Source organism: Apibacter sp. B3546, assembly GCF_009827885.1.
Taxonomy (GTDB): Bacteria; Bacteroidota; Bacteroidia; order Flavobacteriales; family Weeksellaceae; genus Apibacter.
On sequence record NZ_WINW01000002.1, the window covers coordinates 541988 to 564490 of the forward strand.

Annotated in this window: 19 protein-coding genes; 7 read left to right on the plus strand and 12 right to left on the minus strand. The window is 30.4% G+C overall.

From position 1 onward, the window contains the following. Positions 1 to 25: 25 nt before the first annotated feature. Positions 26 to 1345, minus strand: coding sequence for an aspartate kinase (locus GFU93_RS02435; protein ID WP_160566914.1), 1320 nt, complete (start codon positions 1343 to 1345; stop codon positions 26 to 28). A 282-nt stretch (positions 1346 to 1627) separates the two neighbouring features. Next, entirely contained in the window at positions 1628 to 1912 is a 285-nt protein-coding gene (locus GFU93_RS02440) for a hypothetical protein (RefSeq protein ID WP_160541966.1), read from the minus strand. A gap of 296 nt (positions 1913 to 2208) precedes the next feature. Between GFU93_RS02440 and dnaE the strand changes: the two genes are divergently transcribed. Continuing rightward, positions 2209 to 6579: a DNA polymerase III subunit alpha gene (dnaE, locus tag GFU93_RS02445; RefSeq protein WP_160566917.1), complete on the plus strand. Its 4371-nt coding sequence runs from the start codon at positions 2209 to 2211 to the stop codon at positions 6577 to 6579. A gap of 48 nt (positions 6580 to 6627) precedes the next feature. Here the strand turns inward: dnaE and GFU93_RS02450 are convergent, their stop codons facing one another. Beyond that, positions 6628 to 7317: a family 16 glycoside hydrolase gene (locus GFU93_RS02450; RefSeq protein ID WP_221411314.1), complete on the minus strand. Its 690-nt coding sequence runs from the start codon at positions 7315 to 7317 to the stop codon at positions 6628 to 6630. A 49-nt stretch (positions 7318 to 7366) separates the two neighbouring features. Next, positions 7367 to 8014 carry an NADPH-dependent F420 reductase gene (locus GFU93_RS02455; RefSeq protein WP_160566920.1) on the minus strand — a complete coding sequence of 216 codons (648 nt, stop codon included), beginning with the start codon at positions 8012 to 8014 and terminating at the stop codon, positions 7367 to 7369. 208 nt (positions 8015 to 8222) lie between these two features. Here GFU93_RS02455 and GFU93_RS02460 point away from each other — a divergent pair, with 208 nt between their 5' ends. Then, positions 8223 to 8579, plus strand: coding sequence for a helix-turn-helix domain-containing protein (locus GFU93_RS02460; protein WP_160557169.1), 357 nt, complete (start codon positions 8223 to 8225; stop codon positions 8577 to 8579). Positions 8580 to 8595: 16 nt separating this feature from the next. Here GFU93_RS02460 and GFU93_RS02465 read toward each other — a convergent pair whose 3' ends face one another. The 7 genes from GFU93_RS02465 to GFU93_RS02495 all read right to left on the minus strand — a co-directional run bounded on the left by GFU93_RS02465 (position 8596) and on the right by GFU93_RS02495 (position 14500). After that, positions 8596 to 9606 carry an FUSC family protein gene (locus GFU93_RS02465; protein ID WP_160566923.1) on the minus strand — a complete coding sequence of 337 codons (1011 nt, stop codon included), beginning with the start codon at positions 9604 to 9606 and terminating at the stop codon, positions 8596 to 8598. Positions 9607 to 9686: 80 nt separating this feature from the next. Beyond that, positions 9687 to 10295: a CDP-alcohol phosphatidyltransferase family protein gene (locus tag GFU93_RS02470; RefSeq protein WP_160566925.1), complete on the minus strand. Its 609-nt coding sequence runs from the start codon at positions 10293 to 10295 to the stop codon at positions 9687 to 9689. Positions 10296 to 10345: 50 nt separating this feature from the next. Then, on the minus strand, positions 10346 to 11227 hold the full coding sequence (locus tag GFU93_RS02475; protein WP_105298005.1) for a DMT family transporter: 882 nt from the start codon (positions 11225 to 11227) through the stop codon (positions 10346 to 10348). A 307-nt stretch (positions 11228 to 11534) separates the two neighbouring features. Then, entirely contained in the window at positions 11535 to 11828 is a 294-nt protein-coding gene (locus tag GFU93_RS02480; RefSeq protein ID WP_160566929.1) for a Dabb family protein, read from the minus strand. Positions 11829 to 11877: 49 nt separating this feature from the next. Beyond that, on the minus strand, positions 11878 to 12366 hold the full coding sequence (locus tag GFU93_RS02485; RefSeq protein WP_160557165.1) for a GNAT family N-acetyltransferase: 489 nt from the start codon (positions 12364 to 12366) through the stop codon (positions 11878 to 11880). Between the two features lie 55 nt (positions 12367 to 12421). After that, complete coding sequence (locus tag GFU93_RS02490) at positions 12422 to 13957, minus strand: YifB family Mg chelatase-like AAA ATPase (RefSeq protein ID WP_160566932.1); 1536 nt, start codon at positions 13955 to 13957, stop codon at positions 12422 to 12424. Between the two features lie 141 nt (positions 13958 to 14098). After that, the gene (locus GFU93_RS02495; RefSeq protein WP_160566935.1) at positions 14099 to 14500 is read right to left on the minus strand and encodes a hypothetical protein; all 402 of its coding nucleotides are present in this window, start codon (positions 14498 to 14500) and stop codon (positions 14099 to 14101) included. A 177-nt stretch (positions 14501 to 14677) separates the two neighbouring features. Between GFU93_RS02495 and typA the strand changes: the two genes are divergently transcribed. Next, entirely contained in the window at positions 14678 to 16432 is a 1755-nt protein-coding gene (gene typA, locus GFU93_RS02500) for a translational GTPase TypA (RefSeq protein WP_160557163.1), read from the plus strand. A gap of 83 nt (positions 16433 to 16515) precedes the next feature. Here typA and trxA read toward each other — a convergent pair whose 3' ends face one another. Beyond that, a complete protein-coding gene (trxA, locus tag GFU93_RS02505; RefSeq protein ID WP_105298011.1) occupies positions 16516 to 16836 on the minus strand; it encodes a thioredoxin in 321 nt (106 codons plus the stop codon). A gap of 496 nt (positions 16837 to 17332) precedes the next feature. Between trxA and lipB the strand changes: the two genes are divergently transcribed. From lipB to GFU93_RS02525, 4 genes are all read left to right on the plus strand, one after another. Then, on the plus strand, positions 17333 to 18046 hold the full coding sequence (gene lipB / locus GFU93_RS02510) for a lipoyl(octanoyl) transferase LipB (protein WP_160564151.1): 714 nt from the start codon (positions 17333 to 17335) through the stop codon (positions 18044 to 18046). A gap of 396 nt (positions 18047 to 18442) precedes the next feature. Beyond that, complete coding sequence (locus GFU93_RS02515; protein WP_160566938.1) at positions 18443 to 20392, plus strand: DUF349 domain-containing protein; 1950 nt, start codon at positions 18443 to 18445, stop codon at positions 20390 to 20392. Positions 20393 to 20420: 28 nt separating this feature from the next. Further along, positions 20421 to 21473: a bifunctional diaminohydroxyphosphoribosylaminopyrimidine deaminase/5-amino-6-(5-phosphoribosylamino)uracil reductase RibD gene (gene ribD / locus GFU93_RS02520; protein WP_255448636.1), complete on the plus strand. Its 1053-nt coding sequence runs from the start codon at positions 20421 to 20423 to the stop codon at positions 21471 to 21473. 33 nt (positions 21474 to 21506) lie between these two features. After that, complete coding sequence (locus GFU93_RS02525) at positions 21507 to 22127, plus strand: YigZ family protein (RefSeq protein ID WP_160566941.1); 621 nt, start codon at positions 21507 to 21509, stop codon at positions 22125 to 22127. Positions 22128 to 22503 lie beyond the last annotated feature (376 nt).

Here is a 22503-nt window from a genome sequence, read left to right on the forward strand (position 1 = left end):
AATTTAACTAAATTATCTTATATCTTTAATCTCCAAAAAGAGTTGTATTCAAAGCTTGTAATGCTTCTTTTTTACTTTTGCTGTCAATTACTACAGATATATTATGCTCACTTCCTCCATAAGATATCATATGCAGAGGAATATTTTTAAGAGCTTCCAAAATTTTAACAGCATAACCTGATTCATTTTTTGCAATATTTCCTACAATGGCAATAATGGTTTGATCTTTTTCATATTCAACATTGGCTATTTCTCTTAATTCCTTTATTATATATTCTAAATTAGAAGGATTGTCAATGGTTAAAGATACAGCAACCTCTGAAGTGGTTATCATATCTATAGAGGTTTTATATTTATCGAAAATTTCAAAAATTGTCTTTAGAAATCCATACGCCAATAGCATTCTACCACTTTTTATGGTTATGGCATAAATACCATCCTTTGCTGCTACGGCACGAATTCCTTCCGGAGTATTAATATTTCCTATTAAAGTACCTTTAGCTTCAGGTTGCATTGTATTTTTTAAAGCTACGGGTATTCCTCTTTTCTGTGCAGGTAGAATACAGGTTGGATGTAAAATCTTTGCTCCGAAATAGGCTAATTCTGCAGCTTCATCAAAACTTAATTCATTTATGGGATGAGTTTTATTAACAAATCTAGGATCGTTATTATGCATCCCGTCGATATCGGTCCATATTTGTATTTCTTCAGCATCAATTACGGCGCCAATTATACAAGCTGTATAATCACTTCCCCCTCTTTGCAAATTGTCTATGTCTCCTTGAGCATTTTTACAAATATATCCTTGAGTAATAAAAAAATCTATATCAGGATACTTTTTAATTTCTTCTTTAATACGTTCTTCTATATAGGGAAAATCCGGTTCACCGTCTTTGTTTATTCTCATAAACTCTAATGCCGGAAGCAATATCGTTTTTTCTCCGATTTCACTCATGTAAAAATGGAACATATGAGTACTCAAAAGTTCACCTTGAGCCAAAATTATTTTTTCTTCCTTGGAAGTAAATATAGGAAAATCCAAGAATGATGCTATATAATTGAAATAATAATCCAAAAGTTCGTTCCCTTTCTTGGCAATGGTTTCATTATTGTATAAGTCTTTTATTTCCTTTCTGTATTTGTCTTCTAAAGATTGTATTAATTCTTTTGCCTTAGATGTATTTTTTTCATACAGAGCTTGAGATATTTCTACTAAGGCATTAGTTGTTCCACTCATGGCAGACAAAACAACAATCTTCGGTTTTTGACCTTTAGTTAATTCAGCTAAATTTTTTATACGTTCTGCACTTCCTACGCTGGTGCCTCCAAATTTTAATACTAACATTTTTATCCTATTATAGACGAGATACAAAAATACATATTTTATGGTTTATCAACTATTTTTATATTAAAAACATTAGTAATTTTTTATCATGAATTTAAAACAAATAATAGGTTTTTAAACTAGATTTCAATTTCAGTCCTAATTAAATTAATTCATTAAAAATCTATCTTATTTTTATAGCTGAAATATCAATTTCTAAATTAAAAAATGATTTTTTTAAATAAAAAAAGAAGCTTAATTGATAAGCTTCTTGCACAAATTTATATAAGTTAAAAACTTAATCTATTCTTTTTTAGATGCATCTCTAATTTTTCGTTTCGCATCTGTGGTTAAATCCTCTACCTTATCTCCTATTTTATCACCCCAATCTTCTGCCTTATTGGATATTTTACTAAAAAAATTAGATACTGAATCTTTAAAATGTTCGTATTTCCCTTTAAAGAATTTTTCCCAATCAACATGTAAATCTTCTTTATCCATATATTCTTTTATTACATTTAAAGATTTCACCGCTTGATCTTCACTGAGACCTACTTCTTTTTGAAGTTTTTCAATAATATTTTCCATACACTATGTTTTTTTATTGTTTTAGTAAAATAAAAAATCAAAAATTAGACCTAATAAATGATTTGCTTATAAATATTTTATATGTAATACATGTAAAATTTCAGGCTGTTAAATTATATTTTAGATTCTGTTTAAATAGAAACTAATCTTTCTTTACCCTGTAATTTTTTTAATGTAAAAATTCACTCTATTTTATTCAATTCCAATATCTTTCAAAGTTATTTTTAAGAAATGAAATATAGAAGGAACTTAAAATTTAAAAGTTACATTCATAAAGAAATCCCTAACTTTGTACTATGAAATTCCTAGTTTTTGATACTGAAACCACAGGTCTTCCTGCCAATGCAAATGCACCTGTTTCCGATTCAGACAATTGGCCTAGAATGGTTCAAATTGCCTGGCAGTTACATGATGAAAATGGTGATTTAATTGAAAACTATGACTATATAATTAAACCCGAAGGATACGACATACCTTTCAATGCTCAAAAAATTCACGGTATAAGTACCGAAAAAGCATTAGCGGAAGGTCATGATCTTAAAACCGTATTGGATCAATTTAATGCGGTACTGGCAGATAATCCGATTTTAGTCGGACAAAATATAGCATTCGACATCCCGATTGTTGGAGCTGAATTTTATCGAAAATCAATTGAAAACCATATTGCGGATCTTCCGTTAATAGATACAGCCCGTGAGGGAACTAATTTTTGTGCTTTGCCCGGAGGTATGGGAGGTGGATTTAAATTTCCTAAACTTTCCGAATTATATGAAAAATTATTTGGGCATGGTTTTGATGAGGCACACAATGCTGCGGCAGACGTTAATGCTACTGCTCAGGCATTTTGGGAGTTGGTTAGACGAAACCAAATAAGTGCAAATAAGCTGAATTTTACAGAAGAAGAATTAAATGCTTTTGTTGAAACTCATTCTGAACCTTTTCAACCTTTTGATATTGTTATTCGTGAACAGGTCAAAGATTTTAATAAGCAACTAAAAGGGAAAACAGAAAGTACAAAAAAATCTGTAGATGAAATAAATTATTCATTTTTTTTCCATTTTCACAATCATTCGGTTTATTCAATACTTACTTCTACCAGTAAACATTCTGATTTAATAAAAAAAACCTTAGAATATAACATGCCCGCTTTAGGTGTAACGGATACGGGCAACTTGATGGGTGCATTTGCTTTTCTCAATGAAATAAAAAAAGCTAATGGATATATTAAAGATCATAATACTAAAATTTTAGAAGGCAATGGTTCTGAACCTTTAAAAAATGAGATTTTACCAATTATAGGTTGTGAACTGTATATATCTGAAACTTATTTACAAAATAAGTTTACAAAAGATAATCCGGATCGTAGATATACTCAGATATTACTTGCTAAAAATCATGAAGGATTTAAAAATCTTTCTAAATTATCAACATTAGGATATAAACTAGGTTTGTATGCAGGCTATCCCAGAATTGGAAAAGAACTTATTGAACAATATAAAGAAAATTTAATTGCAACTACCGGAAGTTTATCTTCAGAAATTCCCAGTCTAATTTTAAATGTGGGAGAAAAGCAGGCAGAAGAGGCCTTTATCTATTGGCATGGATTATTTGGTGATGATTTTTATGTAGAGTTATTAAGACACCATTTAGATGAAGAGGAACACCTCAACAAAGTTTTAATAAAATTTGCCAAAAAATACGGAGTCAAGGTTTTAGCTCAAAACGATACATTTTATATTAGTAAAAAAGAAGCAGAAACCCAGGATATCCTTTTATGTATTAAAGACGGAGAAAAGCAATCTACCCCTAAGGGCAGAGGTTTTGGAAGAAGATACGGTCTTCCTAATGATGAATATAATTTTAAATCTCAAACAGAAATGGCTCAATTGTTTGCAGACATACCGGAAGCAATTGAAAATTTTGAAGACTTTATCAAAAAATTTGAACCTTATCAATTAACCCGAGATGTTTTACTTCCTAAATTTGATATACCTGATGAATTTAAAGACCCTCAAGATGAAGTGGACGGAGGTAAGCGAGGAGAAAATGCCTACTTAGCATATCTTACGTGGGAAGGTGCTAAAAAAAGATATGGTGACCAATTATCCGAAGATACTAAAGATCGTTTACAATTTGAGTTGGAAACCATAGCCAAAACGGGATATCCCGGCTATTTTCTCATTGTACAGGATTTCACCTCTCAAGCGCGTAAAATGGGCGTATCTGTTGGTCCGGGTCGAGGTTCTGCAGCCGGATCAGCCGTTGCATATTGCATAGGGATTACTAATATAGATCCTATTAAATACGATTTACTTTTTGAGCGTTTCTTAAATCCGGATCGGGTATCCTTACCCGATATAGACATCGATTTTGACGATAGAGGACGTGAAAAAATCATTCAATGGGTGGTAGATAAATACGGAGAAAATCAGGTTGCTCAAATAATTACTTATGGTACGTTAGCCGGACGTTCCGCGATAAGGGATGCAGGAAGAGTGCTTGAATTGCCCTTAAGCGATACAGACCGCTTATCAAAAAACCTACCCTCTACCTTAAATTTAACCAAGCTAAAAAATAAAACAGAAAGTGAGTTAATTAAAGATTTTGGTAAAGAGGAGTCTGTTCCTGTACTTCAACTAAAACAAAAATTTAATGAATATGACCTGGAAGGGCGGGTAATACAAAATGCTTATCAATTGGAAGGTAGTTTACGGAACACGGGAGTTCATGCGTGTGGAGTAATTATTACTCCGGAAGATATTACTAATTTAATACCGGTTGCCGTTGCCAAAGATTCCTCTTTGTTGGTATCACAATTTGACAACTCCGTGGTAGAAAGTGCCGGATTGTTAAAAATGGATTTTCTAGGTTTACGTACCTTGACGATTATTGCCGATACCATTGAAATTATTAGAAAAAGGACGGGTGAAGTTTTAAATCCCGATGATTTTCCTTTGGATGATGATAAAACCTATGAGATATTCAAAAATGGAAATACAGTAGGGATCTTCCAATACGAGTCCCCCGGAATGCAAAAGCACCTCAAAGCATTGCAACCCGATAAGTTTGAGGACTTGATTGCCATGAATGCCTTGTATCGTCCCGGACCTTTACAATATATTCCCAACTTTATCAATCGTAAACATGGAAAGGAAGAAATTTCTTACGATTTAGAAGATATGAAAGAGTATCTTGCAGATACTTACGGTATTACTGTTTATCAAGAACAAGTAATGCTTCTTTCTCAAAAATTAGCCGGATTTAGCAAAGGTGATGCGGACGTGCTAAGAAAAGCTATGGGTAAGAAGCAAATTCAAGTCTTAAATAAAATGGAAGCTCGTTTTCTTGAGGGAGCTATCGAAAGAGGTCATCCAGAAGATAAATTAAAAAAAATATGGGAAGACTGGAAAGCTTTTGCACAATATGCTTTTAACAAATCTCACTCCACTTGTTATGCATTTATTGCCTTTCAAACCGCTTATTTAAAAGCTCATTTTCCTGCAGAATTTATGGCCGCATTGCTCAGCAATAACCTTAACAATCTTACCACTTTGAGTTTCTTTATGGAAGAATGTAAAAATATGGGATTGGAAGTGCTCGGACCTGATGTTAATGAAAGTGATTATGAATTCACTGTAAATGAAAAAGGTGCTATCCGTTTTGGAATGGGAGCTATTAAGGGAATCGGTGAAAATGCTGTTGAAGCTGTAGTAAGTGAAAGACAAACTAAGGGAAAATATAAAAATCTGTTTGAATTTTTTGAAAGGACAGATTTAAAAAATATAAATAAAAAAGTTCTGGAAAATTTAGTATTGGCAGGGGCTTTTGATGGATTAGCCAATAATAATCGTGCTCAATTTTTTAAAGAAGAAAATGGTACCAGCACTATTGAAAAGCTGGTAAGATACGGGATTGCCTATCAGGATAATAAGAATTCTGCTCAAAATTCTTTATTTGGAGACTTGGGGGATGAAGGATTTGATGTTATGAAACCGGTAATTCCTGAAACGGAAGAATGGAGTACCATGTATAAATTGGGTAGAGAAAAAGAAGTAGTAGGTATCTATATATCTGCTCATCCAATGGATAATTACAAATACGAAATTGCGTTGATTAAACCTGTTGATATTTCCGAAATTAATGAAAATAAAGAAAATTATATTAATAAGGAAGTGTATATTGCCGGTATGATCTCACGTTTTGAGCACAAGGAAATAAACGATGGCAGAACAAGAATCGCCTATTTTGATTTGGAAGATAAAACAGGTACTATTTCTCTTAAGCTTAAAAAGAATTATCTGGATTTACAAAAATATCTTATTCCTAATTTATTTGTTTTAGTAAAAATCACGGTAGGAATGATTAAAGATAACGGCTTTGTATATATAAACGTGCTGAATATCGAAGAACTTAGCGATGTGATCGGAAAACATGCTAAAAAATTAACCATTAAGATAAACTTGGAAAATTTAGATGAAAATACCATTACTACTTTAAATAAAGTATGTGATGAAAATGCAGGTTCAAAAGATATACACTTTGAAATTATCGATAAAAAGAACAATGTATATTTAGAATCACAATCAATGAACCGAAGAGTAAATATAAATAAACAAATTTTAGATGTATTAAGAAACGATCTGTATTTAGATTTCAGGTTGAATTAATAAAAATTCCGACTCTATTTTAAAGTCGGAATTTTATTTTAGGTTTTATTATTGTAGATAAACTTTCAGATCTTTAAAATATCCTTCAGTACCTACATCAACAAAGAGTCCGATAGCTCCTGTCGCATTTCCTCCTAATTTTAAATCATTTACGATGAGTGAGGGTTGTTTATTATCATTTATATATAATTGAGCTTTTTGCCCTTGAACTTCAATTCTTAATTGTATCCATTCGTTTAGTGCCATATCTGCATAGGACTCGTATTTATTTTGAAATTCATTTCTTAATCGTTGATACTTATAATTCGGATAAGAAAAATATTGTATGGTCCTGTTTCTGTGTTCTTGATTCTCGGATCTTCCGTTTAAAGGGCGAACATATATACTTTCAAACTTAGAGTTTGAATCATTTATATGAAAGGCTATACCAATAAAACCTCGGGCAAAATTCGGAGCATCATCCAAAATTCGACTTAACACTTTTACTTCTATGATCCCATTGGCAAAATTTACATTATTGATTCGTACATAAGTAGGTTCATCAAATTTCTTGATTGATGCATCCTTAATGACTCTTACTACTTTATCGCCATCCATTTTTTCAAATGTCATAAATGTATTTATCGCTTTCAAATGGGGCGTTGTTAAATCTATAACTTTTTGTGCTTTTATTTCAGAAATGTTTATAATCAAAACAAAAAGTAGAAAATATGCATTTTTAATAATATTTATTTTCATCGAATTTCAATTTACTTAATTTATATATGTTTTTATTACATGATAAAATTTAATCTATATACTTAAAAGTCGAATTCCATTTATTATATAAAATACCTTGAGCTACATATAATTGTCCCATATACTCTAATGCTCGTGAAGATTCTAGTTTACCAGCATCATAGATATTCCAACCTAAAGATTTAATTATTGTAGAAATTGTATTTTTAACCTCTTCATTATTTCCGGCAATAAATGCGGTACCGTTTTCTTTCAGTGAGGGCTGATACATAAGATGCGCACCTATGGTATTCATTCCTTTAACAACATGCGATAATGGCAAAAGCTTTTGTACACTTTCTGACAGAGATTCTTCCGGAGATGAAATTAATTTTATTACTCCATTAGTCGGAGCTTCCGATGAAAATGCATTTGTAATATCCCAAAGTATTTTACCTTCAAAATTTTTAATTCCAATATTCTTTATGGTTTCTATAAGCGCAAATCCGGGAATTGAAAGAAGTATAATTTCACTTAATGCTACAGCCTCTTGGTAGGAAACAATGGATAGGGTTTTATTAACTTGTTTTAGTTTTTCTATATTTTCACTTCCTTTTTCGAAATTTCTTGAACCAACTACCACATTATACTTTTCATTAATTAATCCGTTAATTAACGCTTGTGCAACATTTCCTGTTCCTAGTATTGATATTTTCATTTTTATATATATTTAAATAAGTTTATGATTCGAATTTAGCCCGAACAACTTATGTTCACAAGCAGGATCGTAACGAACCGCTAAAGTTAGAATTATTGATTATCAACTAATTATATGTTTAATTTTAACATTTATTTAACTATAAATTATTACTTTATTATTTATAGTTGTATTCTATTGGAGAGTAATATGTATATTTGATAGAAAAATGAAAGCTCATAAACTCGATTTAAAATATCCCATCTGTCCGATAAGAAATATATTAAGCCGATTTAGCGATAAATGGTCTTTATTATTATTAGCTGTTTTATATTCCGGCAAAACGATGCGTTACGGAGAAATAAAAAATGAACTTCCTGATATTTCTCAAAAGATGCTTACCAACACGCTAAAAAATTTGGAAAAATATAATTTAATTAAAAGAAAAGCCTATGCTGAAATCCCGCCTCGAGTTGAATATAGTCTTACGGAAACAGGTATCAGTTTAATGCCCTCCATTCAGATGATGATCACTTGGGCTGAAAATCATTTTGAAGAAGTTTTAAAAAATAATAAAAACCACTAATTCTAAAAGATCAGTATTAGTTTTTACTTTTTAAAAATCGAATATGCAATAAACTTAAACTCATAATTAATATGGCAGATACTCCTCCAATCGAGGTGGCAATTAATCTGTCCATAGCTATTTCATTACCCGATGACCCATTAATTGCAAACATTAATACGGTTGTAATGGTTAAAAAGGTTGACAAAATTGCATATCTGTGGTTGGCAAATACATAGCATACATATAAAGATATCAGAATTTCCAATGCCATGATATATCTTGATGGAAACCACCATATTAAAAAAGTAGCTATGACAATACCCAGAAGTGTTCCCATCAACCTTATACTTGCTTTTTTCAGGGTATCAATAAAATCAGGTTTCAAAATAACTAAGGCAGTCATAACAGCCCAGTAATAATATTTGACATCGAAAACAGTAATGAAGAAAAAGCAAACTAATATGGTTAATGCGGTATAGATGATGGTCATATGGAAGCGTATTTTTTTATCAATATCTTCATATATGTTTTTAAAAATGATCAGAAGCTCCTCAGGGTTACTGATATTTCTTTCAAATGATGATTTTTCAATGAGAAAAATAATACAAATAGATTGAAATAAACCTCCTGCAAGAATTAAAACACCTCTATGCAGAGCGGCATAGATATCTCCCACATAATAGCCTCCTAGAAAAAAAGCAATAGACCATTGTAAAACAATCCACCAAGCATTTTGATCGATAGTTCCCACACAGGTTGCTAAACAGGCTAATAATACACAACAGATTATATACCAAAAATAGAAATGTCCTATTAATGAACCCAATGCAGCACATATACTCATTCCTAGAACGGCTATGATCATGGGCGCGAAAGGATATTTTAATATTTTTTTATTTGCTCCATATCCCGCCGTCACAGCACCTCCTGCAGCTATACTTGCAAAAATGATATTATTGAAGATAAATCCGAAACAATAGATTATTAATATACCCGGTAAGGAATATAGCGCTATAATTAGGTCTTTTTTGTAATCTTTCAACATTTAAAATTAAAATTTTAAATTTTTTTAAATAAGTTGTTTCCGATTGGTATGAACTATTTTATTTAAACTTTCTAAAGTATTTAATTAGTAACTGAACCTAATGTACTCTTCTTTAAATTAATTTTTTTTCTAATTAAATAAGCATGAAAAAAACTCGGTATATCATGCATCCAATGAGGTAATAATATAAGTATAAGCAAAACATCAACATAGGAAATATATCCCACAATTATAGTCAGATATAAAAAGAATCCACCGTAATTAAAACCCAGTATTGATATAAGTGCTAAAAATAAAGTTATTCCCCAAAATTTTGAAGAATACGCATGGGTACTTGCTTCTTTTCTGAATCGCAAGAAACTAATTAGCGCATTTATTCCTTCTAATATTACTAAACCTACAATAAATATCAAATTGGCTTCTATGATCCCGGGTCGAACTATTACTGTTGAAGTTGCAAGAGATAACCAAAATATAATATCTATAAAACTATCCATTCTTCTTAAATTTTCAGTTGCTACCTGATATTTTCTGGCAATAATTCCATCCAATATATCGGAAGTCAACCCCAGGCATAATATTAAAATAAGCATAGGAACACATCGTTCTCCATAGTGACAAGATAAAATAATGCTTAGTGGAGCTAGTAAGAGTCTGAATATCATAAGAATTTTAGGGACAGTACGCATATGTCTAATATTAATCTTATGTAAACTCAAAAATAATGCAAATGCTAACTTTATTGATTTTGGATCTTTTTATTTTTAGATTTTAAATAACCGTTAAAACAAATGGCAGCAATCATGACAGCAGTTGAAATATAAAATACTGGACTCATTTTTTCTGAATCTTTCCAAATTAAAAAGGCTATTAAAATAGCATATACAGGCTCTAGGTTTATGGAAAGCATAAGTGTAAAAGGCGTAATGTGTTTCATCAGCTTCATGGTCATAACTAAAGGAAAACTGGTTAAAAGTCCGCCCAATACTAAAAGCCATAGGATATCCCAAGCTTTTATGGTAGCTATGGCTTCCCAATCATTGAACAAAAACATAAAAACCGTCAAGGTTACAAAAGCTCCTGCCATTTCATAGAAAGTTATTATTTCTGGACTTTCTTTTGAATGCATTATTCCGTTTACTACAGAAAACAAGGCCGACAAGAATGCACATCCGATTCCAAGTAGTATACCTTTCCAATAACTCATTTCTGTATTAAAAATAAAAAGTATACATATTATAATAACTAAACTTAAAATTATTTCAGAAATTTTGATTTTTCGTTTGAAAAAAAAGGGCTCTAAAAAAGCCACAAATAAAGTTCCTGTTGATAGGGTTGAAGTGGCAATAGAAATGTTGGATATTTTAATGGATCCATAAAACAATGACCAATGAGTACCTACAATTACTCCACACCCCAAAAGTTGGAACATCAGCTTTTTGGAAATTTTAAAATTTTTTCCTTTTGAAAAATATAAATAACAAAATAAAATAAAAGCTGCAACCAAGGTCCTACCCCATACCAAAGGTATAGCATTAAGAGAGATAAGCTTACCAATTACACCGGTAAATCCCCAAATAAATACGATAATATGCAATTGAACTATTGCCGGTAATTTCATGAATAATTAATTTGTTAAATAGTGGCTGCAAATTTAATCATCTTTGTTTAAATTCTAAAAAAAAGAGTCATTTAATAAATAATTTGTAATTTTTATATATAAATATTCTAAAAAATTACATTATTCGCATTTCACCATCCATCATTTTACCCATAAATTGATCGTATTAGGGGAAAGAATAATCGGATATTTTATTTAGTTGTTGAAGTTAAATTGGCATTAAAATTTATATTATCCATAAAGCAAGAATAAAAAAAGGATGTGTAGTGTAAGTAAACATCCTTTTTAATAATCAATTACTATGTAACTATATTTCGTAATCGATAGCTACTCTTTGTTCAACCACTGTTTTTATAAACTCCACCACTTTAAGATGTTCCGGATGATTTGCATATAGAGTTAAATCTTCAAAATTTTTAAATCGGGAATCTAAAAGTATATCAAAATTTGACTGTGGAGCAATCTCCATATTGGTATTTACTTGGATATACTGTAACTCCTTAATTCGATCTTTTAAGGCTTCTAAATCATTTTTTATCTTTAAAGCGTTATTTTTTTTATTGCTTTCTTTAAGCTTCCACATTACAATATGATGTATCATTTTTATTGTTTTTAAATTTATTTTGATTTTTATTTTAGTTTTAATTTATTCAATCCAATAGTAATTGCCAAAATTCAACATCTATCAATTGATTAAATTTTTTTCCTGATTCTTTAAAATTTCCTATCAGATTAAATCCTGTTTTCCGATGCAATTTTCTACTGGGCTCATTCGGTAAAGATATTACTCCTATAATGGAATGTATATCTATCTTTTTTGATTCTTCAATCAGGGCTGTAAGCAATTCATTACCTATTCCTTGATGGGTTTGATTATAATCCAGGTAAATACTGTTTTCTAATGTTATATCATAAGCCGAACGTTCTCGCCAAGTATTCAAATACGCATATCCTAGTATGATTCCTTCTTTTTCATATACTATATAAGGATAACCTTTTGCCGATATTTTTTGAATTCTGTTTTCTATCTCCCGAGCACTAACTTTTTTTTCTTCAAAGGTAATGACCGTATTTTCTATATAATAATTATAAATTTCAGCTATTCTTAATGCATCGGATAGTTGAACATTTCTTATCATAATTTATTATTATTTTCTTTGTTCAAATTAATAATAATTTTTTAAAAATTTACATTTATTTACACCATCCTTCCCGATCAAGACTACGATATTGTATAGCTTCTCCAATATGGTGAGCTTGGATAACTTCAGATTTATCTAAATCTGCTATCGTTCTACCCACTCTTAAGATTCGATCATAGGCTCGGGCAGATAAACCCAATTTTTCAATGGCAGATTTTAGTAAATTTTTGGAGACGTCGTCCAACAAACAAAATTCATCTAATTGTTTAGGACCTATTTGAGCATTATAATGGATTCCTTCCGCTGTTTTATATCTTTGAGTTTGAATTTTCCTTGCTTCTACCACTCTTGCCCTTATTTCTGAACTTGACTCTCCTTTCCTTTTATCCGACAAATCATCAAAAGGAACGGGTGAAACTTCAACATGAATATCGATTCGATCGAGTAACGGCCCGGATATTTTATTCATATATCTTTGCATTTCCTGTAAAGTGCTCGTATTTTTAGGGTCATTTGGAAAATATCCGGAAGGAGAAGGATTCATGGAAGCAATCAACATAAAACTGGCCGGATAGGTGATCGTAAATTTTGCTCTTGAAATAGTAACAATCCTGTCTTCTAAAGGTTGTCTCATGACTTCCAATACTTGGCGATTAAATTCAGGCAGTTCATCCAGAAAAAGTACGCCGTTATGAGAAAGAGAAATTTCTCCGGGTTGCGGATAGCTTCCTCCTCCAACTAATGCTACTCCCGATATGGTATGATGAGGATTACGATAAGGTCTTACTGTCATTAAAGAAGATTCTGATCCTAATTTTCCGGCAACGGAATGTATTTTGGTTGTCTCTAGTGCTTCCGATAAGGTCAATGGAGGTAAGATGGAAGGAATTCTTTTTGCCAACATGGTTTTTCCACTTCCCGGCGGACCGATTAACAGTACATTGTGTCCTCCGGCAGCAGCAATTTCCAAAGCTCTTTTTACATTTTCCTGACCTTTGACTTCTGAAAAATCAAATTGAAATTTACTATTATTCTCAAAAAACTCTTCTCTTGTATTTATTATGGTTGGATTTAATTGAATGTTTTTATCAAAAAAATCAATGACTTCTTTAATATTATCAACTCCATAAACTTCGAGATCATTAACTATAGCGGCTTCTTTAGCGTTTTGTTTAGGAAGAAAAAAGCCTTTAAAACCATCTTCTCTTGCTTGTATTGCAATAGGTAAAACACCTTTTATGGGTTGTAAAGAACCATCTAAAGATAATTCGCCCATAATTAAATATTGATCGAGATGATCTCCTTTTATTTGCTCGGATGCCGCCAATATTCCCATAGCAATTGTTAAATCATAAGCTGATCCTTCTTTCCTTAGATCTGCAGGTGCCATGTTTACTGTGATTTTTTTACCCGGCATTTTATATCCACAGTTTTTTAAGGCTGCCGAAATTCGATGTGCGCTTTCTTTTATTGCCATATCCGGCATACCTACTAACTGATACCCTACTCCTTTATCTACATTTACTTCAACAGTTATTAATTGAGCATTGACTCCATAGACAGAACTTCCATATGTTTTAATTAGCATAAAAAATAGTTTTATCCGTATAAAGATAAAACTATTTTAGTTTATTTTAGATAATGTATAATGATGAATATCTGTTTTATACTTAAAATACTACTTTCATTATTTTTTAATACGTTTAAAGACGATAAAAAATAGAAGGTATTATTTAGATGCGGCATCGACTAATTGCATATACCAATTTCTAAGATTTTTTTGTTGTTCGTTATCTAATTTTTTTAAGACCCTTTTGTAATTTTCATCTATATCATTGGCTTTAAGTTGCAATTCTAAAATTTTACTATCATTACCTGCTTGGGTAGCTTCTGCTATTTGCTCAAAATATAATTTAGTTTCCTGAACAAAGTTGTCCACCTCTTTATTTTCAAATTTCGGTACTTTTTTAATTGGAGATAAACTTATCGTATCTAATGACGTAGATTGTACCACCGGAGTACTATCTTTAGATTGGGTCGTATTTGGGTCCTTCTCTGATTTTTTAGAATTGTTACATGAACTTATGCTTAAAGCAATACCTAAAAAAAATACGATATAAGATATTTTCATTTTCTTATTTTTAAATACTAATCAAAAGTACAATTAAATTATTCATTTTAATAGTGTTTTTAAGTTTCTATTAATAAAACCTTAAATTATGAATAATACTATGCTTTTATTTACTAACACAAAACCATATATTTAGCAATAATATCTTACATTTGCACCTGAATTTTAATATCATATATGCAATCAATTAGAAATATAGCAATTATTGCTCATGTCGATCATGGAAAAACAACATTAGTAGATAAAATTATTCAGTCTTGTAATGTTGTTGAAAAAAATGACGGGGATTTGATTCTGGATAATAATGATCTGGAACGTGAACGAGGAATAACCATTTTATCCAAGAATGTATCGGTTAACTATAAAGGTGTCAAAATTAATATCATTGACACTCCCGGACACGCGGATTTTGGAGGAGAGGTTGAACGTGTTCTTAAAATGGCTGACGGTGTATTATTGCTTGTGGATGCGTTTGAGGGACCAATGCCTCAAACTCGCTTTGTTCTTAGTAAAGCGATTGAATTGGGATTGAAGCCCATCGTAGTAATCAATAAAGTTGATAAAGAAAACTGCCAACCGGAACATGTACATGATCAGGTATTTGAATTGATGTTTAATTTAGACGCTACTGAAGAACAATTGGATTTTGAAACGGTATACGGTTCTTCTAAACAAGGTTGGATGTCCGGAGATTATAAACAACCTACTGATAACATTACATATTTATTAGATAAAATTATTGAATTAATACCGGAAGCACCTTATGTAGAAGGAACGCCTCAAATGCAAATTACCTCTCTTGATTTCTCAAGTTTTGTGGGAAAAATTGCCATAGGTCGTGTGTATCGTGGAGATTTAATTTCCGGAAAAGATTATACTCTTTGCCAGGAAGACGGTAAAAATAAAAAAATACGCATAAAAGAATTACAAGTCTTTGAAGGTTTAGGAAGAAAACCTGTTGAATCTGTTAGAAGCGGTGATTTATGTGCTGTAATCGGTATCGATGATTTTGAAATTGGAGATACCATTGCTGACTTGAACGAACCGGAAGCTTTGCCTCGTATTGCGGTTGATGAGCCTACGATGAGTATGTTGTTTACTATCAATACTTCACCGTTTTTCGGTAAAGAAGGAAAATACGTTACTTCAAGACACCTTAGAGATCGATTAATGAAGGAAACTGAAATCAACTTAGCCCTTCGTGTGGAAGAAACTGATTCCGAAGATAAGTTCAATGTTTTTGGTAGAGGTATTCTTCACTTATCTGTCCTTATCGAAACTATGAGACGTGAAGGATATGAATTGCAAGTAGGTAGACCAAAGGTAACTATTAAAGAGATTGACGGTGTTAAGCATGAGCCCTATGAACATTTAGTAATAGATGTTCCCGATGCTGTATCCGGCAAAGCTATAGAATTGGTTACTCAAAGAAAAGGAGAATTAAAAGTGATGGAACCCAAAGGTGATTTACAACATTTGGAATTTGATATTTCTTCTCGAGGTCTTATCGGATTACGTAACCTTCTTCTAACAGCAACTTCCGGAGAAGCCATTATTAATCATCGTTTTAAAGATTTTGAACCTGTAAAAGACATTATTCCGCAAAGACAAAACGGATCTATGATTTCATCTGAAACGGGACAGGCTTTGGCTTATGCAATCGACCGACTTCAGGATAGAGGTAAATTTTTTGTTGAACCGGGAGATCAAATATATAAAGGTCAAGTAGTCGGAGAACATAGTCGTGATAATGATTTGGAAGTTAATCTTATAAAAGGTAAAAAGTTAACTAACGTGAGAGCTTCCGGATCTGACCAAGCAGCTAAAATTTTCCCTAAAGTTGAATTTTCATTAGAAGAAGCTATGGAATATATTAAAGATGACGAATATCTTGAAATAACTCCTAAGAGCTTACGTATGCGTAAAATTTAATTTATACTTTTTAAATAGCATTTTATATAAATAAAAATATCCTGAATATTTCAGGATATTTTTATTTTCATCATTTAATTGGATTAATCCAATAATGCATTCATTTTTTCTGCTAGCTTTTCTTTTGGCTGAACCCCTACTACTTTGTCAACAACTTGTCCGTTTTTAAAGAATAAAAGCGTAGGAATATTTCTGATTCCATATTCTACCGAAACTTCCTGATTGGCATCAATATCAATTTTAGCAACTTTTACTTTTCCTTTAAATTCTTCAGACAATTCATCAACTATAGGTTTTAAACTTCTGCATGGTCCACACCATTCAGCCCAAAAATCAACCAAAACCGGTTCTTTGGAACTTAATACCTCATCTTTGAATGTTTGATCACTAATTTCTAAACTCATATTTGTATTATTTATATCTATATCTTCACTAATTTTTAAAGCAAAATTAATTTAAAAATTTCATTTTGCACTAGTAAAGAAATTGCATTTTTAATGATTTATGTGAATAAAAAATTAATATATATTAATTCTTGAAAATAAAATGAGCGCAAATTATTTTTTTACCTCAAACTTTAGCCTTAACATTATAGTAACAAGTTTAAACGTTTTATTAACAATTTTTACTTAAATCTATTAAATAATTTTGTATTTAAGAAAAATGATGTATATTTGCATCAATAATTAGTTGTTCTTTAATAAAGTTTTTTAGTGTTAATGAACCCTTTCATAGTTTCTATTGAAAGGGTTTTACATATAATAATGTTACATTAATGTTAAAAATTTTTTTTCTTATACCAATCCCCTGCTATATTTTAACAAGTTATTAATCTTAATATTTCATTTATAACATATATAAATATTATCTTTTTTATATTTATACAATTATTTTAGCTTAATGAATAAAATCCAAAATAAAAAAGTAATATATAAAGATTTACTTCATGCTGATTATCTTAAAACTTGGAAGTTGCAAGAAAAATTACTCCAATATATTGTTTCAATCAAATTAAAAAACAAAAAATCAATAACTAATGAAATAAATCTTACTCCCAATTATTTTTTATTTGTTTCTCATCCGCATATATTTACCTTAGGTAAAAATGGTAATTTAGACCATCTTCTTATCAGCAATATCAAACTTCAAGAAATTAATGCTCAGTTCATTAAAACCAATCGAGGCGGAGATATTACGTATCATGGTCCTGGACAAATTGTTGGATATCCTATATTTGATCTTGATAATTTTTTTAATGATATCCACAAATACATGCGCTTGTTGGAAGAAGTAATTATAAAAACCATAAATTTTTATGGAATTAAAGGAGAAAGATCTAACGGGGAAACAGGCGTATGGATTGATGTAAATAAACCTATGGCCAGAAAAATATGTGCTATTGGCGTAAAGGCCTCCCAATGGGTCACTATGCACGGTTTTGCTCTTAATCTATCCCCAAACCTTTCCTATTTTGACTATATAGTTCCTTGCGGTATACAAAACAAATATGTTACTTCTTTAGAAAAAGAATTGGGTATATCCGTAAACCCGGATGAGGTGAAAAAAGTTATTAAAAAATACTTTTCTGAAATATTTGATCTTGAATGGATTTAATATTTATATTCTATAATTTTTAATTATAATTACTATTTCATCTTCCATAAATTAAATTCTTCACCAATTTAATTCTTCATCTTCTTCATCTTAAAATTCGATATAGTAAAAAAAGATAAAAATTTTTATTATTAATTTTTACATTGTGCTTTATATCTTTAAGAATTTGTTAATATAATTTTTAGATTTTAAATATTTAAAAACTAAAAAAATTTAATTTCTACTTTATTTAACACTTTTTGTGATTTATTTAACTCTAATATTTTTTTTGATTTATTTATTTAACAACATAAAAATCATGTTTTTTTGAATATTTAATCCATTTACATTTTATTATCACTTATATAGCACATTTGCAATATTTTTTATATTTTTGTTTGGAAAAATATCAAAAATATGGGTACTGAATCGGATAACCTGCATAATGCAGAAGGAAATGAAAAAAAGGTTGAATCAACTCAAAATTTAGAATCAACATATAATAAAAATTCTTCTAAGGAAGATTCTATTGATGAGCTAAATTCTGAAAACAACAAGGAGGATCAATCCGTTGAAGAAACAACCATTCCTGAAAAAGATTATGAATCTTTTTCATTAGAAAAACTCATTGATGAGCTTAAATATCTTCACAATCATTATCCAGTTCAATTAATTGGAGAAAATATTAATTCCATAAGGGATATATTTTTAAAAAAATTTGATGAACATGAAACGGAACGAAAACAAAAGTTCCTTAATGAAGGTGGAGACGAGCTAAGTTATCAACCCGATCAATTCTTAAAAAACAAATTCAATTCAGCCTACCACGACTATAAAACAAAACTAAACTCATATTATAAAGAACAAGAACAAAACGAGCAAAATAATCTCAATAAAAGACTTCAGATAATTGAAGAATTAAAAGAGCTGTATACAACCCCTATGGAATCGATCAGTTCTTTTTTTAAAAAATTCAGAGATATAAAAGAAAGATGGCATAATGCAGGTAAGATACCTAAATCAAGAGCCGGTGATATTTTCAGAACCTATTTTCATCATTTAGATAATACACATGAATTCATCAAATTAAATAAGGAACTTGAAGAATTGGACTATGCTCATAATTTGGAACAAAGAAGGGCTATTATTAGCAGAGCCGAAGAATTGACAACTGAGCCTAGTGTGCAAAAAGCATTAAATGAACTGCAATATTTGCACAAGCTATGGAAAGAACAAGCAGAACCTGTGGCGGAAGAGTTTAGAGAAAGTACTTGGCAAGAATTTAAAGCTATAACCCAAAAAATTCACGAACGCAAATCTGAATTATTTGAAAAAATTAAAGAAGAACAACAAGCAAATTTGGAGAAAAAACAAGCCATTATTTCTCAACTTGAAACTATAGCATCCGCTGAAAATCCCGATCATTCCTTCTGGCAAAATAATGTTAAGAAAATAGAAAATTTAAGAGAAGCTTTCTTTACTACAGGAAGAATTCCTAAAGAAACCAGTAGTGACACTTGGAGTAAATTTAAAAGTTTGCTTCATGAAATCAACAATAAGAAAAATACATTTTATAAAGATTTAAAAAAGATCCAACAAGAAAATCTTAAAAAGAAAAACGACCTATTGGAAATCGCTAAAGCAAATAAAGACAGCGAAGATTGGGAAGTTGCTTTAAATCTTTATAAAAAGATTCAGAATGAATGGAAAAATATTGGTCATGTTCCAAGAAAATATTCTGATAAACTTTGGGATGAATTCAGAGAAAATTGCAATTATTTCTTTAACCGATATAAATTAAGAAATAATAAAGTTAATGAAGAATGGATCGAAAATTTAAAAAGAAAGCAAAGTCTTTTGGAAGAAATTTCCTCCATTTCTGCTACTGATAAAGAAGATGCCCTTGTTAAAATCAATGATTACAGCATTCAATGGAATTCAATAGGAAAAGTTCCCAGAGAGAATATGAACATCAATAAAGAATTTAATTCAGCTATTAAAAATCTTATTAAAAAATTCGATATTGATAAAAACATCATTGATGAAATTCAGTTAAATATTAAAGTAGAAAATTATAAGCAATCTAAAGATGATAAAAAGCTGGATGAAGATCTACGAAAAATGAGAAAGCAAATTCAAGATTTGGGACATGAAATTGTTCAATTGGAGAATAATTTATCATACTTTTCAAATGCCAATCAAGACAATCCGCTTTTACAGAATACATTAAACAATATTGAATCTAAAAAAACTAAATTGGATGAATTAAAACAGACTTATTCAAAACTGGTTAATTTAAATTTGTCTGAAAGCGATTCAAATTATGAAGATGGTGAAGGTATTTCTGAAGAAACTGAGGAAGAATAATCTATTTCACCGCTTATAAAAAGTATTTATGGGTAATACTGTCGATGAAATCTACATGCGACGTTGTATAGATCTTGCTCAAAATGGTTTAGGAACCACTTATCCTAATCCTTTAGTAGGTTCTGTTATAGTTTACAACAATACAATAATTGGAGAAGGCTGGCATAGAAAATCCGGTGAAGCTCATGCTGAAATTAATGCCATTTCCTCGGTTAAAGATCAAAGTTTACTTAAAAAAAGTACCATTTATGTTTCCTTAGAGCCTTGCGCTCATTACGGAAAAACTCCTCCTTGCGCTTTAAAAATAAAGGATTTAAAGTTTAAAAAAGTGGTGATCGGTACTCAGGATCCAACGAGTAAAGTTAACGGTAAAGGAATTGAAATAATTCGCAATTCGGGTATAGAAGTAGTTACCGGTGTTATGGAAAAAGAATGTAAAAGATTAAATAAAAGATTTTTTACTTATCATTTGAAAAAACGACCGTATATTATTTTAAAATGGGCAGAAACTTTAAATAAAAAAATAGATAACGGCAGAGATAGAAACCATCCGTTCTGGATCAGCAATCCGTTTTCAATACAAAAAACTCATGTATTAAGAAATGAAGAACAATCTATATTAGTCGGAAAAAATACTGCTTTAATAGACAATCCTAGTTTAACTACCCGATCTGTTTATGGTAATAACCCAATAAGATTACTCATCGATAAAAATTTAGAAATTCCTCTCAGTCATTCTATTTTCGATGACCAAGCTGAGACTTTTATCTTTACGGAAAAAAAATCTCAATCAACTACCCATTTAAACTATTTTCAATTAGATTTTGACAAGGATTTAGTTCCCCAAATTATAAATGTGTTATACGACAAAAATATTCAATCGGTAATCATCGAAGGCGGTAAACAAACCTTACAACATTTTATTGATAAAGGAATGTGGGACGAAGCAATGATCATCACGTCACCAAATATATTAAAAAATGGTACTAATGCCCCTATTCCTTTCGGAGATATTAGTTATCAAGAATTGGTGGGAGACAATCTTATTTCATATCTTAAAAATCCATCAACGTTATTTTAATCAATTATCTACAAATCAATATCTTAAATTTACATGGATGATAAATTTATTTATAAAACTGTTGATACTGAAATAACGAATGCTCTTTTAAAAATTAAAGGAAGTAAATTTTACGGGCTAATATTTAATGTCAATAATGAACAAGAAGTAAAGGATTATCTAAAATTTAGTGAAACACTATATCCCAATGCAACGCATTATTGTTATGCTTTTCGAATGGGCATTTCGGGAGAGCTATACAGAGCCAATGATGATGGAGAACCTTCGGGTACTGCCGGATTACCTATTTATAATCAATTGCTTTCTTCAGGACTAACCAATGTACTTTTAATTGTAGTACGATATTTTGGAGGAACTAAACTTGGAGTTGGGGGATTGATAAAAGCTTATAAAGAAAGTGCTCAATATACTATTGAATGTGCAAAAATCATTTCTAAGGAATTAAGTGAGAACTATGAGCTGTTATTTGATTATGCGTATCAATCTTCTGTTATGACTCTTTTAAAAAAATTATCGATTGAAATAGTATCAAGCACTTTTTCCGATAAATGTTATCTTGTAGTTGAAGTTCCCATGAAAAATAAAGAATTATTTTTTGAAAAATTCGATTCTTATTTGGCTCAAAATTTTATTGTCATAAAAAAAATTTTATAGCTCACTTATCGTACTGAGCAACAAATTTTCTACCGATTTATTAATCCAAAATTACACTAATTTTCCTTCTTTAAAAGCCATAAAAATCATCTTGTTTTTTTTGATTTCACAGACCAAAAATATACCTATTTCTTTAGAAAAATGATGGATATTAAAATAAATAATTTGTTCAACAACATTTCAATTCTATTTTTGCCTATTTGATGAATAAATCGTTTATCACAACTATTGGCTTATATTCTGCAATCCCTTTATTGGCCTTATATAGATCGAATTTATACAATCCAAATTATTACTAATAAACAATATTTTTAAACTATTGTTTTTTATCCAATTTATCCTATCATATTCTTATTTTTACGCTTTATTTCATCCA

Bases quoted from the DNA above. Each gene is read 5' to 3' on its own strand.
- GFU93_RS02435 (WP_160566914.1), bottom strand. From the start codon at position 1,345: ATGTTAGTATTAAAATTTGGAGGCACCAGCGTAGGAAGTGCAGAACGT.
- GFU93_RS02440 (WP_160541966.1), bottom strand. From the start codon at position 1,912: ATGGAAAATATTATTGAAAAACTTCAAAAAGAAGTAGGTCTCAGTGAA.
- dnaE (WP_160566917.1), top strand. From the start codon at position 2,209: ATGAAATTCCTAGTTTTTGATACTGAAACCACAGGTCTTCCTGCCAAT.
- GFU93_RS02450 (WP_221411314.1), bottom strand. From the start codon at position 7,317: ATGAAAATAAATATTATTAAAAATGCATATTTTCTACTTTTTGTTTTG.
- GFU93_RS02455 (WP_160566920.1), bottom strand. From the start codon at position 8,014: ATGAAAATATCAATACTAGGAACAGGAAATGTTGCACAAGCGTTAATT.
- GFU93_RS02460 (WP_160557169.1), top strand. From the start codon at position 8,223: ATGAAAGCTCATAAACTCGATTTAAAATATCCCATCTGTCCGATAAGA.
- GFU93_RS02465 (WP_160566923.1), bottom strand. From the start codon at position 9,606: ATGTTGAAAGATTACAAAAAAGACCTAATTATAGCGCTATATTCCTTA.
- GFU93_RS02470 (WP_160566925.1), bottom strand. From the start codon at position 10,295: ATGCGTACTGTCCCTAAAATTCTTATGATATTCAGACTCTTACTAGCT.
- GFU93_RS02475 (WP_105298005.1), bottom strand. From the start codon at position 11,227: ATGAAATTACCGGCAATAGTTCAATTGCATATTATCGTATTTATTTGG.
- GFU93_RS02480 (WP_160566929.1), bottom strand. From the start codon at position 11,828: ATGATACATCATATTGTAATGTGGAAGCTTAAAGAAAGCAATAAAAAA.
- GFU93_RS02485 (WP_160557165.1), bottom strand. From the start codon at position 12,366: ATGATAAGAAATGTTCAACTATCCGATGCATTAAGAATAGCTGAAATT.
- GFU93_RS02490 (WP_160566932.1), bottom strand. From the start codon at position 13,957: ATGCTAATTAAAACATATGGAAGTTCTGTCTATGGAGTCAATGCTCAA.
- GFU93_RS02495 (WP_160566935.1), bottom strand. From the start codon at position 14,500: ATGAAAATATCTTATATCGTATTTTTTTTAGGTATTGCTTTAAGCATA.
- typA (WP_160557163.1), top strand. From the start codon at position 14,678: ATGCAATCAATTAGAAATATAGCAATTATTGCTCATGTCGATCATGGA.
- trxA (WP_105298011.1), bottom strand. From the start codon at position 16,836: ATGAGTTTAGAAATTAGTGATCAAACATTCAAAGATGAGGTATTAAGT.
- lipB (WP_160564151.1), top strand. From the start codon at position 17,333: ATGAATAAAATCCAAAATAAAAAAGTAATATATAAAGATTTACTTCAT.
- GFU93_RS02515 (WP_160566938.1), top strand. From the start codon at position 18,443: ATGGGTACTGAATCGGATAACCTGCATAATGCAGAAGGAAATGAAAAA.
- ribD (WP_255448636.1), top strand. From the start codon at position 20,421: ATGGGTAATACTGTCGATGAAATCTACATGCGACGTTGTATAGATCTT.
- GFU93_RS02525 (WP_160566941.1), top strand. From the start codon at position 21,507: ATGGATGATAAATTTATTTATAAAACTGTTGATACTGAAATAACGAAT.